This is a genomic window from Gemmobacter nectariphilus DSM 15620 (assembly GCF_000429765.1).
GTDB classification, from domain to species: Bacteria; Pseudomonadota; Alphaproteobacteria; order Rhodobacterales; family Rhodobacteraceae; genus Wagnerdoeblera; species Wagnerdoeblera nectariphila.
In genome coordinates, this window is the sequence record NZ_AUCM01000036.1 from 1 (window position 1) to 13,534 (window position 13,534).

Here is a 13,534-nt window from a genome sequence, read left to right on the forward strand (position 1 = left end):
CGGCTGAAACGGATCGGCACTCGGATCTCGATGGACGGCAAGGGTCGCTGCATCGACAACATCTTCATCGAACGCCTATGGCGGTCCTTGAAGTATGAATGCGTCTACCTGCACGCTTGGGAAACCGGTTCCCTGGCCAAGGCTGGCATCGGGCGGTGGATTGCCTTCTACAACCACCATCGACCACACACTGCCCATGGCGGACAGCCGCCCGCCGTGGTCTACTTCAACGCAACACAAACCGATCAGCAGGTGCAGGCAGTAGCTTAAGTCAGCCGGAAATCTGTCCAAGAGTTGGGGAGTAGCTCAAGCATGCAGATCTCGAACCAGGGTCACAAGCGGCCACGGTTGTCGACATCCCATTTGACCATGCAGACATCCGCGTCATCGTTGATACCCTCTTCCTTGAAGGTGCGCTGCAGCCCGTAAACGCGCGAACCGTGCCGGCCACACTGCCTGATTGGATTAGATTGGGTGCTATTCAAAGACCAACCAGCCTACGCGATCTGGTTGAGGGCGGCATTAGGTCGGTGGCTGCGAAGCTCCCCGCACCAGAGGCGACGCACCGGGACTGGACCGACGCCGCAAGGCGCTTGGCTGAGACCATCTATCGTCTCCATGAACTGCCGAGCGAAGAGGCGGCTGCCCTTCGGCCCGCGATGCGTGAGCTGCAACTCGATGGGGACACGAGACTGCGAGAATGGGTGCAAAAGCGGTATCAGGATCTGCCTTCGCTGCCTGTCGCAAAGGCGCCAGTCATGGTGCACCACATCCCGAGATACCTGTCGATGCGCCGGAACGCAGGCGAAGAAAAGATCGCGCTTTTGGTGTTTGACGGGATGGCACTCGATCAGTGGGTGCAAATTCGAGAGTATTTGAGCGTACGCGCTCCGAATATAACGACTGAAGAGAGCGGTTGCTTTGCATGGCTTCCAAGTCTCACTTCCGTCTCCCGACAGGCGCTGTTCTCAGGGTTAAGGCCTCGTGAGTTTCAGGCATCGATCGAAACAACCGCGCAGGAGCCTTCCCTTTGGAACCGTTTCTGGACGGAGAATGGACTGCGCCCCGCCGAAGTCCTTTATCGCAAAGCGATCAAGCGAACTGAGCAGTTGCCCGACCTTGAGGCAGCTATTTCCAGCCCATCGATCAAGGTTGCTGGTATCGTCGTCGACATGATCGACGAGCTGGTCCACGGCGCCATGCTCGGAAAACGTGGTCTTTCGGGCCAGATTCGGGAGTGGTGCGAAACAGGCTTCGTCGAGAAGCTGATGAACCTTCTGATCAGCCGGGGGTTCCATGTTTACGTGACTGCGGACCATGGGAACGTCGATGCCGATGGCATCGGTCGGCTCAATCAAGGCGTGATCAGTGAAGTGAAAGGGGAGCGGGTTCGGACGTACCGCAACGAGACATTGGCAGGGTCTGTTCCGGCAGATATCGACGCCTTTGCCTTCGGCGGGCCTGGTCTACCGCCCGATTTTCTTCCGCTCTATGCGAGTGGGCGCGGGGCCTTCGTGCCCAACGGCCAACAGGTTGTCGCTCATGGAGGAATGTCGGTAGAGGAGCTGATTGTGGCCTTCGTGAAGATAGGGATTAGGAAATAAGAAGATGCAGCCTAAAGCTCCTCAGATTGGTTTTGACCGGTTTATCCGCCTCGATTGGGCCGAAGCCGCGTTACGGGTGCGATCGGGTGCTGCTGAAATAGGCGAACTCGACCAAATCCTTGCGGGGTCTCACGCTGGACTGGAGGCAAAGAAGAAGACGAGAACGGTCTTGAACCGTCTCTGGCTCGAGCCGCGCGAAGAGCTCGCCGGCTTGGCAGATCGGGGCGTCGCCATCTTTCGCCAGGTAGCCGATCCGCAGGTCGCCGCTCTCACTTGGGGCATGGCGTTGGCAGTCTATCCCTTCTTCGCGAAGGTTGCCGAAATCGTGGGTCGGCTTACGTCGCTTCAGGGTGATTGCACCACGGCGGAAGTCCACAGGAGGATGGCCGAGATTTATGGCGAGCGAGAAGGCACTCGCCGAATGACCAATATGGTCCTGCAGTCGCAGGTTGACTGGTCTCTCCTCGGGAAGAGCGAAAATGGCAAGACGCTGACCCGGAAACCTCCAATGGCTCTGCAAAGCCCTGAGACAGTCCAATGGATGTCTGAAGCGCTTTTGACGCATGCAGGCCGCCCGCTCACTCTTGACGGGCTTTCCGGGCTGCCAGCGATGTTTCCCTTCTCCTTCGGAGATAATCTTGGCTATGTGCTCTCGTTATCCGAGGCATTCGACGTACGGGCGGACAGCGCAGGCACTCGCATCGTTGGGCTCAAATCTTATCCTGACGCATAGGAGAGCGCGCGCTTTCCGAGACGGACGAGGTTGGCCGCGAGTTGATGCTCGACTTCCGGATAAGTCATGCCCCAGAGCGCCCCGAGCTCCTTTCCGGCGAGCTCCACCTCCCATGGCCAAACAGCGCGTCCGTCGATTTGCGCAAACGGACCATCAGACTCCGTTAGTACCCGATCCTGCGGCATCCGTTTGGCAAGCTCTCGCCCTTTATCGCTCCGTAACATCCCCGGACCTACACTGAACCAGCAGCCCAAATCGACAGCCCTAGCCAGCTCGCGAGGAGTACCCGAAAACCAGTGTAAGATAGGGAGTCCGGCACCGGGTCTTGCCTCCAGGAAGTCAAGAACGGCCGTGGCAGCCCTGCGGCTATGAAGTGAAAGGACGCGGCCGCCTACGGCTTGGCACATGCCTAGAGCCGTCTTGAATACATACGCCTGATCCTCCCAGTGCCGCTTGAACTCGGGTGCTCCATCAAGGCCGATCTCTCCGACATAGAGGGTTTTGCCAATTAGCTCTTCGAGTTGCGCGAGCTCTCCTTTGCGCTGATGGGCGAGCTGAGGATGGAGTCCGATCGCGGTACGAATACGAGTAGCACCCTCTGCTAGAGCTACCGTCCCAGTCCAGGCGGACGGAGTCGTGGTAACCGACAGAACGTAAATCCCGCGCTCAATACACGCGCGCGACACGCCGTGCGGATCAGGATAAAGATCGAGGTGGCAGTGAAAGTCGATCATTTTACCCCGTGCACTCGGTGCAACGCAGCCAACTCGTCTAGGCCGCGTCGAATGAGTTCTCGCAACGGGGCGGTATCGCCCATCCGGGGATAAGCGAGGGCTGAACCGAGCCACGCTTCCAAGCCCTCATTTCGAGCCTCCATTACGGCCATCGCGACTGAGCGCACGTCGTCGAAGTTCGAGTGCTCAGCATCGTTCTTTCCTAAGGGATCGAATTTGTAAAAAGTTGTGTCCTTCTCCCCCCAAGCGAGGAAGGCGGCTCTCCGTACTTGGCAGGGTATGCAGCGCCCGCAATGCTTATAGTTGAAGACCCGGTATCGCCCGCAACTTACAGATTGGGCAGAAAGCGACTTAAGAAGGGCTTGGTCGCCGCAGGCCTTTAGCATCTCGCCTTTGGTCATATGCTCATAAGGATTCAACATCTTCACCCGCAAACCGGCCGCCGCTAGAACACTCTGAATACGACTGAGAAACTCGGGATGGGCGGTTCGCGTGCTGAGACTGCCTAGGCGCGCACCCGTTAGCGGCGGATTGATTGCGATGAAGCCATTCTCGCATATGTAGAATGGGACCTCCCCTCCCGCGTGATAGGCACCGAGGGCCGTCGCGGTCAGAACGCCAAATGCGAGGAAGATGAGCGAACGGGCGCGTTGTGAAGGCTCCTTGTCCCCTGGCGGGGACGCGTTGTGGTTAAGTGCCAGATGTCTGAGACCGCCGCCGATCGCGGCTGCGAACGCCGCCTGATTGTCACCGTCGCCGCGAACGACGTTGCTGACAGCGATCGGTTTCAACCCTTTCTTCGCCAAGTCTATCGCGCCGATCAAACTGTCCATCCCGCCCGACAGCAGCACCACACAGTTTTCGTCTGGTCGAGCTGGATTGCGGGGCGGCGCCGGCTGGATCCCGCCGCCGATGAACTTCAAGCGCCAACGATCTGTGGACAGGAACTTCAGCGCGGCCTCGATAGCAGCGGCTTGTCCGTTCCAAAAGGTTGGATCGGCCACCGCCACCGTAAGGTCGAACTCACGGGTCCAACCGTCCGCACTTGCCGACCGCTGTCCGGCGAGGTCTGCGGTCACGACCGACAACGCAAGCGAGAGAAAGTCCCACGCTCTAGGGGCTGCTTCTAAACGCGCGCGAAGAAATTCCGTCTTCGCCGACTGGCCGGCACTTGCCCTGGCCGATCGCCCCTGTTTGACAGCCCCCGGCTGCCCGTACAGGACCACGTTCAGCGCGCCATCTTCAGCGAAGGCATAATCTTCAGGCGCACAGAACAGTCTCATTCAACAAATCCCTCGAACACCTCGAAGGTTTCTCGCAGCGCCGCCCGCACTACAGCGGCGATGCGTCCTCCCGTCAGCGTCTGGCCAGACGCGCGAAGCTTCCGAAAGGCTGCAGAGACGGTTTCCTTCACGTACTCCCGCGCCTGCTTGAGTCTGGAGAGGCCAGCGGCGACGTTCGGTGCCTTCTCACGAATTGTATGCCCTGCATCGAGGTCGAAACGCCGAAACACGTCGTGCGCGGTGAAGCGCTCGATCACGAACTCACGCTCTTCGACCGAAAGGTTGAAGAGGTCCGCCTCGGGGAAGCGAGTGAGCAGCTCAGAGAGGGCGTCGCGGATGGCGGCTCGCGAAGCCTCCGCATCCTGAGTTCCGTCCACCGGTCTCACAGCTTCGACTACGGCGTCCATTATATCGTCCGCCGAACGGCCAGCCAGCAGCGTAGGATCAACCGGACTTCCAGGCGTAGCCGGTTGCTCACCGGCGAGGTTGGCTAGAGCGTTACCTAAGGCGCCAGCTGTTGCAGCCGTACTGCCCATGCGGCGCGTGGCCGTCCCGGCGCCCCCATATCCAGTCCTAACATAGTGCCCAAACCCACGCTGCATGGCGCCTGTGTCACCCGTGTTGGCGAAGTCACCCAGACTCCGGCTCACCCCAATCCAACGTCTGTCTGGCGCAAGCGGTACAGGCGGCGTTGGAGCTGACGGCACCGGCGCTTCCTCGGCGGGGACCGTCGGGTCGTCTACGAGCGGCTCTTGTAGCGGGTTGTCCGCCCAAGCGGGGACTAACGGAACCCCAGCACCTGGTCCCTTGCTAGACTGCGACGTGCCCATTTTCCCTCCGCTTCTTGATTGCGCTTTTCACGGTCCGGGTTACATCACCAGCTTCCCATGCCTGGAACACACCGGTTGCCCAAGGCTGATCTGCGATTTTCGGCACGATGTTGGGTTGGATCTGACTCGGGGGACGGTCGCGGAGAAAAGCAGCGAGCCGCGGGCCTTGCGATGGGTCGGCCTCTGAGATCGCCAGACAGGCTTCAAGGATCGGTGGGACGCCCCAGGCTTGCTCCTGACGCGCCCGATCGAGCAGCCGATCCAACATAACGGTGGTTTCAGCTCGCGCGATTTTGGCCAGCCTACCCTTCAAGGTCGCCGCCATATCTGGGTGTTCGAGGAGGCCAGCAAGAAGATCCGCCGCTTCAGAGGACAGGCGATCTTCTGGCGTGATGAGGGGCGCATGCTCCCGGCCGACGTACAGAGCGCCCCGCAGGTCGATTTCCGCTAAACTGGGCGGTAAGGTGAGCCACTCGAGAACGAACGGATCGTCCCACGGTGCGACGAGTGCCAACTCGGTCCCAGAGATCGCCTTCGCCTCCCATTCTGCGAGGAAGACCGGCTTGCCAGACTCATTGGCGCTCGCGGCGGAAATGAGTTCGGCATAGGCATTTGGGTTTCCAAGCCGCTCGAAGAGAAGGAGCTTGGCTAGGACAGCCTCGTCCACGCCGACGCCTTGCGCTTTGGCGATTGTCATGCGGATGGCAAGCGCGTTGAGGAATCGCTTGATCAGCCGTGGGTTGCCGACGATCCCCGATGCCGTGGTCATGAGCGGCGCAAGCCGATCGGCGGTGTCGAGTTTACCAACTAGTTCGTCCGGAAAGTTGTCGTGGAGGGACTGAACGAAGGCGCGGTCGACGCGCTTGCCCTGCCAGGTCTGGCGAAGCTGTTGGCAGACCCCAGCCCGGATCTTCTCCTGGACGTCTTCCGGGAGAGCGCTGTTCTCGATAAACAGCATCATCATGTACGCTCGGACCTCCTGCGTTCCCAATGCCGGAACGCGGATCGGAACCTGGATCAACTTATCGAAGTAGTTGGTGACCAGCAGGTCGTCTGGTACGCCCTCGAAGTGTTTGCGCACCGCGTGCTTGATCATGTCGTTGTCGGCCGCGATCACGAACGCCGTATGCTTCAGGAAAAGGAACAGGCGGATCGCCTCGAGGGTCGAGATCGTAGTAGCGGGCAGGCACCGATCCAGATCATCGATTAGTACCACCAGCGTGACGTTCAGCTCTTCGAGTGCTTCCTCAAAGCTGTCGCGAAGAGCCTGAATCTCGCGCGGCGGCGAAGTGTCAGACTTCGGCGTAAGGAGACCACCGGCGGCCTCAGATACTTCCCCTGTCATCTTCTTCGCTTCGTCAAGTTCCGCTTGGTCCACGCCGTCCAAAGCTCGCTTGCCCAAGCCCCACATGCTTCCGAGAATACCTGTGGGCGGCAACCCGAGTGCGACCGCAGCCGCATCACTGGCGATAAGCTTCATGCCGCGGAGCCACCGAATCCTTTTTAAGATTCCGGCAACTTTGTCGATGGCAGTTTCTCGCTTTTCTGCTTCGGCTTGCAGTTTGGCGGCGATTACGTCCATCAAAGCCGCGCGTGCGTCGTCGTAGCCCTGGTAGAGCCACGCATTGAACTCGACGAAGATAAACTCCCGCTCGCCTTCTTTCCGTGGACGTTGCGCGAGAGCGGCTTGGGTAAGTTTTATAAGGGACGACTTTCCAACACCCCAAGCTCCGGAGACCCCTATTGAGATCGGTCGTCCGTGCGCCTGAACAATGATCTCAGCGACCGTGTCAGCAACTCCGGAAAAGTTCAGGAAGTCGCGTTCTGTTTCATTATCGGCCCACATATGCTTTGCCTTAATTCTTTGTTGCCTTACCGCATGTCATCTTTGCGTAAGGCCTACCCCGTCACTCTACGCTTACTGAGCCCGACCGCCTTTGAGCAACGGTCTAAGAAGTAAGTTAACTGTCTTCTACCAAGGCCGTGCAGTCTAAACTATTGTCTTGGTGCCGCGATAAGCAAGTCAGTACTGCCTTCGATCTTGTCGGTTCATTTTACATAATCAAAATTATGCGACACGGCACTGTAGGCGCAAAGTAGAACTGTCGCACACGCCCTTCCGGCCACGCCAGACCTCGGTCACCCGCTGAAGGACTTCCTTGTCTTGCCTTCGGTCAACCAGTCCTGCCCACCGAAGGCAACAAGTGCGATAAAGACGCAGCTCTTGTTGAAATCGGCGCGGAACACGACGGTCAGACGATGGCCGCGTCCACCATGGCGGACCAGCCATCCGTCCAGCGGCGGCTCCAAGCGAACGCCGGACATCGGGTTTGCAGAGATGTCGGCGATAAGGTCGTCGACCTCATCAAGTCGCCTGCCGGCGGCGTCGAAGTCCCCGCCGGTCACTTCAACGATGTGATCTACCAATGCAGCAAGGTCTTGGTCGACCAAGGGATGTCGAACGATGCGCATTAGGCAGCGGTGCCACCGGCAGCCTTTGCAAGTCGAGCAAGATGCGCGCGCGCGCCTGACGTGATGCTTTCGCCCGTTCGGACGGGCTCCCAGGCATCAGGGGGAAGCGCGAGGCGCCGTTGAACTTCGGCTTCGAAGAGAAGACGCTCCCTCTCCCGCGCTGCGCGCGCACGGGCCATTTCGCCAGAGACCGCAGCGCTGATGTTCGGATACTCGCCGCTCTCGACGAGCTCGCGGGCGAAGTTGAAGGCTGCATCCGTGAAGCTGACACTCTGCTTATGTACGCCCATCATCCTCTCCCTCGGTAGTCCATTGGAGTACCATAGCCTTTCCGCTTAGTGGTTTCAACGATTGGTAGCGGGCAAGGGTCTGAAGGCCATGGATGAGCGATAGATGCTGAACCTATAGCTCATGAGGGACGACTGGCGACGGCTGGCCGGATGAGCCGTGCAGCACCTAGAACGCCGCGCTTCTTCGCCGATCACAGCGCCGATCGTTGCCCTTTCGTTTCGCTTCTGGTCGAGTCGTCAGGCGCGAAGTTGAGCTGAGGCGGCACCAAGATGAAGACCCAAAATGGCGACCTCGACCGTTGGCCGGACCCGGCCGTCGCAAACGCCCGCCGCAGCGTTTTCGCACAGGACCTTGTCGTCGAAGGCGATGCCGCCTCCAGTGGACCGATCGAGGTCCAAGGCAACGTACTTGGCTCATTGCAGGCGCCGGAGATCACCGTGGCTGGTTCAGGTCGTGTTGAAGGTTCCGTCGTCGCACACGACCTCGTCGTGCTTGGGGCGGTTTCGGGCATTATCTCGGCGCGAAACGTTCAGTTCGCGCCGAGTGCGGTCGTGCAGGCCGACGTCACCCATGAGCGGATCGCCATCGAGGCCGGTGCCGAGCTAGAGGGCAGGCTTCAGCGTAAGGCCTGACAGATCTCACACCACAAGGTCTGGCGGCAGCATTTGGCCAGCAGGCAGATAGCCCCGCCGCATCTTCAGTCGAAGGGTTTGAGATGCCGCCCTCTCCGCTTCTTCCACGGTGGCGCAAGTCTCGAGTCTTGTCCGTCCGTGCGTTCCGATCCGGCCCCAGGTCCGCAAGACGGAGACGTCTCCGAACAGCGTCGCCGCAACATCGATGCAGTAGAACCGTGCCATGTTGGCCTCCGGGTCGATGCGATGCAGATGTGCCAGAGCCATAGCGGTCCTCCTCGGCACAGACTCCGCCTTGTTACTCTCCAAGTCCAATTGCTTTTCTGAATCGATCCGGGCGGTCCGATTCAGAAAGCTGATGGGTCATGGCGACGGATCACTAGGTGCTTCCTCGACAACCTCGACCCAGAGGACGCCGCGCAGGTTCTCCTCCGGGACCAGCCACACGGTCCTGAAACGACCGCTCGCGGTGCGATGACGCTCCGCGACAAGCTCCCGGTTTGCGCGGTCGATCCGCCACAGCCTACGATCGATGATCGATAGCTTGGTCCCGCTTCGGACGACGTCATCCATTCCTGCCCCCGATGAGCCGTTGTCGCGCTGCAGTCATGGACATGAGGTCTGTCAGAACATATCTAGCGACATCAGAAGTGGTGCTTTGCTGTCGCCACGCAAACCATGAAAGGCGTTCCTGTCGATGCATGTTCTGTCCCCTGTTCTGGTTGTTTCCGCGCTTGCGGCGATGTCTGTCCCTGTCCACGCGCTTGACGCCTGGACGGTCGGTGTCGAGCGTGGCCTGCCGACCTACGCCCTCAACACCGAGGCGGGTGAGGTGCGCCTTGTCTGCGATCCGGATCGCGTTTTCGGGCCGACGCCCAACGGCGCGCTGGTGGTGCGCTTCGACAAGGACGCTGCGCCGGACATGGTCGTCGTGCTCGCGAAGTCTGGTGAACAAGCCCGTCTGCCGCTCAAGAACGGCGTCGCTACCCAAGCGTCGGCTGAAGCCATGGACTGGTCGAAGATGGTGGCGACCTTCCGCGATGGCGGCGAGTTCGCGCTGGTTACAAGCGCCGACAGCCTGACCTTCGAGACAGCGCCGCTGCCCGAGCTTGCCTGCGAGTGATCGCAGGCAGTTCATCGAATTCTGTTGCATGGTCCGGGTCTATCTGACGCGTCGCGCCTCGATGAGCCGCGACGCGATAGCGGCGAGGAAGGCACCAACGATCGTCGCCCGGGGCTCGATCTGCCAGGGGTCACCAAGGGCTGCATGCATGGCCCGGATCGCAGAGCCTTGGGCGTAGACGGTCATCGCTTCGCCGACCGCCAAGTCTGTTGCCGACATGGCGAAGATGCGCCTCGCCTCGTCTGCATGCGCATTAACATCCTCTTCGGCCAATAGCCGCCGCAATTCCGCGCGGGCTTCCTTGGCAAAGGCGCGCAGCATGTAGGCCGAGGTCACCTCGCCCGCACCCGGGATCAGCTCCAGACGCCTCTCGGTCGCCAGTGGAAGCCGAAACAGAACCACTAGCTTCTCTTTCCGGGGCTTCGAGACCACACCAGAGGGAACCTCGGGCGGAATTGCCGGGGACGGCGGCTGATCCCTCTCCCCTTCCCTCTTCCCGGCTAATCCCGCTTCCGCCAGGGGCGAAGTTGGCAAGTCAGGGAGTTGGGCCTCGATGTTCACCGCTGGCAGTCCCGCCTCCGGCGCTCGCCGTTCGGCAAGAATGCGCGACTGAACTTCGCGCGATGACCGCAGCCGCGCAGCGGAGTTCTGCAGGCCCGGCTCTTCTGCCGCCGGGGATGGTGCGACGCGTGCAGGAAGGCGGAAGCGGCTCATGCAGGGATCACCTCGTCGATCCCTGTGAGAACGAGTTCCGCGACTTCAAGCTGGCGGGTTATGGCGTCCGCCAGCAGCCGACCGCCGGGCGCCTTGGCGTTTGCGCGGGCTGCTGGTCCGAGGGGGCCGTGGTAGCCCAATTGTTCGAGGATGCGCGAATGCGGCACGATCACGTCGAGATGGTCGAGACGCAGGATCTCCTGCAGCACGTCCTGATCGCGTTTCGGCAGTTGCGCCATTCCCCCTTCCCGGGTCGCGGCATCGATGATCTTCGGCCCGGCATCCATCACTAGGACGCGGACTGCCGGGAACCGCTCATCTTCGGCAATCGATGCCCGGAGGTCGTCCATCCAGAGGACGGCGCGATGGGTCATTTCCCATTCGGCATAGACGGGGCGCGCAGGGATCAGCACCAGGTCTGAGATCAGGCAGAAGTCCTCAGTGTCGGTGTGGGTGCCCGGTCGCGTGTCGATCACGACCAGATCGACGCCACGTTCTTCCTCGGCCTCAAGGAGCGACAGAAGCCCTTCGACGCTCTCGGGTGGCGAGAGGATCGCCAGGCTCTCCGGCCAGTCCGGCTTCTGCGCCCCTTCCCACGTGGCCAGTTCGAAACTGTCGCGCCAGCGGCCGAGTTGGGCATTCACGTCGCCATCGATCAGGGTGACGCGACGCCCGAGGTTCAGTGCTGCAGACGCGAGAAGCATGGCGGTCGTGGTCTTGCCCGAGCCGCCCTTGGTCTGCACGATGGTAATGACTTGCATGAAATGACGCCTCCACAAACGGTACTCACTACCCCTCGCACCTGCATCCGGCGCTCTTTCATGACGCTGCGGAAGGCGATGCACCGCAGGCAGGGCAAGACCGCGCGAAGCCTTTGTAAAGGCGTCACTAATCCAACCAGCATCCGGTGCGCCGTTTAGGCATAAGGTTGCAGAAACGTCAAATCGCATGTGCTGGAAGTTGTAACATGACCCGCGCGCCTTCATGTTTCTTAAGGATTCTCGCGACCGTAATGCTGCGGCGCGGCGTCCGAGCAGTCCTGAGGCCTGCTCGCGATCGTCACCGTCTACCCTCCGGCCCGTATGGCGGTTTGCATGTCTGCATGCCTGCATAGGTGACAGGCCGCACACCGGCCTTGGAACCTGTCTGCACGGCTGATCCGAAGGCAAGGTGACATCAGACCTCCGTCAGGGAACGATCCCGAATTTGACCCGCCAACCGGCGGCATGCCTGACAATCTGCCTGCTTGCCTGTCGACCTGCTTGCCAGTTCGCCCAGTGACGGGTTGACCATGCGCCGAGCCAGCCTGTGGCTTCACGCCTAACGCAATCCAGAGTCTGCCATGGGCAGGCCTTGAACCATCGGGCGACCCATTCCCCGACCCCCCTTCCCTTTCCGGGCCCCCTTTCCTTCGGATCATCGAGCCTTTCCCGGCAGTTCCTCCTTTAGGGAACGCAAACCCTCGCAAAACCAAAGGTTACAAGGCGCTTGACCCGTCTGGTCTCGCGTCAAACGGAGGCCTGACGGCCGGGGCGCAGGGATGCAGTCGGCGGGCAAGCCGCCGACCCCTGACGCCATAATGAGTCCTCACCGGCTGTCCGGTTTCCGCAGGCGGGCTCCTCTTCGGAGGAGCGGAAACCGGACGGTGAGGACGGTTGGCAGGAACGGTGGTGTGTGGTACATGATGCGCAATGACTGCAAAACACATGTAATGATGCAATGCAACGCTCACGCTTGACCTCTACTGAGACTGCCGTCATCACGGCGCGGCTCCTTTCTGGCGAGAGCGTCGCGGCCGTGGCGAGGTCGATGGGCCGTTCCCGCCAGGCGCTGTCACGGATCAAGGGCAGCCTTGACCGGAAGGAGGTGCGGCGGCTTTCGGTGAAGCTGAACATCCGCATCACGGAAGACGAGCATGCAAGCTTTCAGGCGGTTGCCGAGGCAAGCGGTATGACGGTTTCCGAGGCAGTCCGGCATCTGGTCAGACAGGCAAGCGATCGTCTGGCCATCCAGGCAGACGAGCTGGATGCCATCGCTGCAGCCAGGCGGGAGTTGTCCGCCGTCGGCAACAACCTCAACCAGATCGCCCGTCTGGGGGCGGTTGGCCGACTGACCTGGAATGCCCGCGATGCCGCCCTGGTGCGAAAGGTCGGCACGCGGGTCGATGACCTTGTCGAAGAGGTTGTCCACCTCCTCTCGGCGCTGAGGGCCAAGCAGGGACTTAGGGGTCAAACCTCTTCCTTCGCCCCTGCTGCTGACACGTCCGCCGAGGCGCCAAAATGACCCGGTCGCCTTCCGTCGAGGATATGGTTCTCGGTCATGTTCTCGATGATCGGCGTCGTGGGCGGGGTGGTGGCGACGGCTCATCGTCCCGTCTTGGCACGCGCAAGGAACGTCAGACCCGGGCGCTTCTGCGCAATGCTGGTGGACCCCGCGGTTGGCAGTCGGTCGTAAAACGCATCGCAGGTGGCAGTGCCCGAACGCCGCAGGAGCTGAAGCGACTTCTCGACTATGTGGCCCGGGAAGAGGGAGTGCAGAGCACCTGGTGCAATCTGGCGGGCTATGAGCGTGACTTCGATCCTGCCCGAACGGAGCGGACTGCGGATATCTGGTCTTCAACCTGGACCGGCGCGCCGCGCCGGGGACATGCGGATCACATCGTCCTGAGTTTCCCGCGCGGAGTAGACGCAGAGCGCGCCGAGGTCATCGCCCGGGAGTGGGGACAAGCGGTGTTCGGCTCTGGCGACTATGGCGATATCTGGCGCTATGTGGCTGCGCTTCACATGGAGAGTGTCCGGTCTTCTGTGTATGGCTGATTGGGTCCATGCTTCCTGAGAGGAGCAAGGACGATGACGATTTCGAACGAAGTGCTGGACGAGTTGCTGAAGGGCTGCAAGCGGCCTGAGGATCTGCTTGGCGATGCCGGGCTGATGAAGGAGCTGAAGGTCCGGCTGATGGAGCGGATGCTCGGGGCCGAACTGACTGCGCATCTGGGGTACGAGGCTGGCGCAGAGCCGCCGCGGGAGCAGACCAATCGCCGGAACGGGGTTGCGACGAAGCGGGTGAAGGGCTCGGACGGCGAGGTGCCGCTTTCGGTGCCGCGGGACCGGGAGGGCAG

18 protein-coding genes are annotated in these 13,534 nt (G+C 61.0%); 8 read left to right on the forward strand and 10 right to left on the reverse strand.

Translation table 11 applies throughout. The features are described from left to right. From G481_RS0117895 to G481_RS0117905, 3 genes are all read left to right on the forward strand, one after another. Positions 1–270: integrase core domain-containing protein (locus tag G481_RS0117895; RefSeq protein ID WP_028031219.1), on the forward strand; the 270-nt coding region annotated here is incomplete at its 5' end. Between the two features lie 86 nt (positions 271–356). Next, positions 357–1,604, forward strand: a complete 1,248-nt coding sequence (pglZ, locus tag G481_RS24475) for a BREX-3 system phosphatase PglZ (protein ID WP_084451098.1) — start codon at positions 357–359, stop codon at positions 1,602–1,604. Positions 1,605–1,608: 4 nt separating this feature from the next. Next, a complete protein-coding gene (locus G481_RS0117905; RefSeq protein ID WP_028031220.1) occupies positions 1,609–2,337 on the forward strand; it encodes a hypothetical protein in 729 nt (242 codons plus the stop codon). Here G481_RS0117905 and qatD read toward each other — a convergent pair. The 6 genes from qatD to G481_RS0117935 form a co-directional block, all read right to left on the reverse strand. After that, positions 2,322–3,071 carry a Qat anti-phage system TatD family nuclease QatD gene (gene qatD / locus G481_RS0117910; protein WP_028031221.1) on the reverse strand — a complete coding sequence of 250 codons (750 nt, stop codon included), beginning with the start codon at positions 3,069–3,071 and terminating at the stop codon, positions 2,322–2,324. The two genes, G481_RS0117905 and qatD, sit on opposite strands and share 16 nt — an antisense overlap. Continuing rightward, positions 3,068–4,354 carry a Qat anti-phage system QueC-like protein QatC gene (gene qatC, locus G481_RS0117915; protein WP_028031222.1) on the reverse strand — a complete coding sequence of 429 codons (1,287 nt, stop codon included), beginning with the start codon at positions 4,352–4,354 and terminating at the stop codon, positions 3,068–3,070. Before qatC ends, qatD begins: the two co-directional genes overlap by 4 nt. Continuing rightward, positions 4,351–5,184: a Qat anti-phage system associated protein QatB gene (gene qatB / locus G481_RS26940; RefSeq protein ID WP_028031223.1), complete on the reverse strand. Its 834-nt coding sequence runs from the start codon at positions 5,182–5,184 to the stop codon at positions 4,351–4,353. Before qatB ends, qatC begins: the two co-directional genes overlap by 4 nt. After that, complete coding sequence (locus tag G481_RS0117925; RefSeq protein WP_028031224.1) at positions 5,165–7,030, reverse strand: KAP family P-loop NTPase fold protein; 1,866 nt, start codon at positions 7,028–7,030, stop codon at positions 5,165–5,167. The genes qatB and G481_RS0117925 overlap by 20 nt, the downstream gene beginning before the upstream one ends. 293 nt (positions 7,031–7,323) lie before the next feature. After that, a complete protein-coding gene (locus G481_RS0117930) occupies positions 7,324–7,635 on the reverse strand; it encodes a type II toxin-antitoxin system RelE/ParE family toxin (RefSeq protein WP_245595003.1) in 312 nt (103 codons plus the stop codon). Between the two features lie 20 nt (positions 7,636–7,655). After that, entirely contained in the window at positions 7,656–7,946 is a 291-nt protein-coding gene (locus G481_RS0117935; protein ID WP_028031226.1) for a hypothetical protein, read from the reverse strand. 270 nt (positions 7,947–8,216) lie between these two features. On the opposite strand from G481_RS0117935, the gene G481_RS0117940 reads away from it, so the two are divergent. Beyond that, positions 8,217–8,579 (forward strand): bactofilin family protein, encoded by a 363-nt coding sequence (locus G481_RS0117940; RefSeq protein ID WP_028031227.1) that lies wholly within the window; start codon positions 8,217–8,219, stop codon positions 8,577–8,579. A 6-nt stretch (positions 8,580–8,585) separates the two neighbouring features. On the opposite strand, the gene G481_RS0117945 is transcribed toward G481_RS0117940, so the two are convergent. Then, positions 8,586–8,846: a WGR domain-containing protein gene (locus G481_RS0117945; protein WP_028031228.1), complete on the reverse strand. Its 261-nt coding sequence runs from the start codon at positions 8,844–8,846 to the stop codon at positions 8,586–8,588. A 96-nt stretch (positions 8,847–8,942) separates the two neighbouring features. Continuing rightward, a complete protein-coding gene (locus G481_RS0117950; RefSeq protein WP_028031229.1) occupies positions 8,943–9,152 on the reverse strand; it encodes a hypothetical protein in 210 nt (69 codons plus the stop codon). Positions 9,153–9,276: 124 nt separating this feature from the next. Here G481_RS0117950 and G481_RS0117955 point away from each other — a divergent pair, with 124 nt between their 5' ends. Further along, entirely contained in the window at positions 9,277–9,702 is a 426-nt protein-coding gene (locus G481_RS0117955) for a hypothetical protein (protein ID WP_028031230.1), read from the forward strand. A gap of 39 nt (positions 9,703–9,741) precedes the next feature. Here the strand turns inward: G481_RS0117955 and G481_RS26095 are convergent, their stop codons facing one another. Then, positions 9,742–10,416 (reverse strand): hypothetical protein, encoded by a 675-nt coding sequence (locus G481_RS26095; RefSeq protein ID WP_154664676.1) that lies wholly within the window; start codon positions 10,414–10,416, stop codon positions 9,742–9,744. Continuing rightward, positions 10,413–11,177, reverse strand: coding sequence for a ParA family protein (locus tag G481_RS0117965; RefSeq protein WP_028031232.1), 765 nt, complete (start codon positions 11,175–11,177; stop codon positions 10,413–10,415). Before G481_RS0117965 ends, G481_RS26095 begins: the two co-directional genes overlap by 4 nt. 1,048 nt (positions 11,178–12,225) lie before the next feature. On the opposite strand from G481_RS0117965, the gene G481_RS24480 reads away from it, so the two are divergent. The 3 genes from G481_RS24480 to G481_RS0117975 all read left to right on the forward strand — a co-directional run. Continuing rightward, positions 12,226–12,699, forward strand: a complete 474-nt coding sequence (locus G481_RS24480) for a plasmid mobilization protein (protein WP_161630545.1) — start codon at positions 12,226–12,228, stop codon at positions 12,697–12,699. Continuing rightward, positions 12,696–13,232, forward strand: a complete 537-nt coding sequence (locus tag G481_RS26100; protein ID WP_154664677.1) for a relaxase family protein — start codon at positions 12,696–12,698, stop codon at positions 13,230–13,232. The genes G481_RS24480 and G481_RS26100 overlap by 4 nt, the downstream gene beginning before the upstream one ends. A gap of 33 nt (positions 13,233–13,265) precedes the next feature. Then, on the forward strand, positions 13,266–13,534 hold a 269-nt coding region (locus G481_RS0117975), incomplete at its 3' end, for a transposase (protein ID WP_028031233.1).

Coding starts and splice junctions, on each gene's coding strand:
- G481_RS0117905 (WP_028031220.1), top strand. CDS start 1,609: ATGCAGCCTAAAGCTCCTCAGATTGGTTTTGACCGGTTTATCCGCCTC.
- qatD (WP_028031221.1), bottom strand. CDS start 3,071: ATGATCGACTTTCACTGCCACCTCGATCTTTATCCTGATCCGCACGGC.
- qatC (WP_028031222.1), bottom strand. CDS start 4,354: ATGAGACTGTTCTGTGCGCCTGAAGATTATGCCTTCGCTGAAGATGGC.
- qatB (WP_028031223.1), bottom strand. CDS start 5,184: ATGGGCACGTCGCAGTCTAGCAAGGGACCAGGTGCTGGGGTTCCGTTA.
- G481_RS0117925 (WP_028031224.1), bottom strand. CDS start 7,030: ATGTGGGCCGATAATGAAACAGAACGCGACTTCCTGAACTTTTCCGGA.
- G481_RS0117935 (WP_028031226.1), bottom strand. CDS start 7,946: ATGGGCGTACATAAGCAGAGTGTCAGCTTCACGGATGCAGCCTTCAAC.
- G481_RS0117940 (WP_028031227.1), top strand. CDS start 8,217: ATGAAGACCCAAAATGGCGACCTCGACCGTTGGCCGGACCCGGCCGTC.
- G481_RS0117945 (WP_028031228.1), bottom strand. CDS start 8,846: ATGGCTCTGGCACATCTGCATCGCATCGACCCGGAGGCCAACATGGCA.
- G481_RS0117950 (WP_028031229.1), bottom strand. CDS start 9,152: ATGGATGACGTCGTCCGAAGCGGGACCAAGCTATCGATCATCGATCGT.
- G481_RS0117955 (WP_028031230.1), top strand. CDS start 9,277: ATGCATGTTCTGTCCCCTGTTCTGGTTGTTTCCGCGCTTGCGGCGATG.
- G481_RS26095 (WP_154664676.1), bottom strand. CDS start 10,416: ATGAGCCGCTTCCGCCTTCCTGCACGCGTCGCACCATCCCCGGCGGCA.
- G481_RS0117965 (WP_028031232.1), bottom strand. CDS start 11,177: ATGCAAGTCATTACCATCGTGCAGACCAAGGGCGGCTCGGGCAAGACC.
- G481_RS24480 (WP_161630545.1), top strand. CDS start 12,226: ATGGGCCGTTCCCGCCAGGCGCTGTCACGGATCAAGGGCAGCCTTGAC.
- G481_RS26100 (WP_154664677.1), top strand. CDS start 12,696: ATGACCCGGTCGCCTTCCGTCGAGGATATGGTTCTCGGTCATGTTCTC.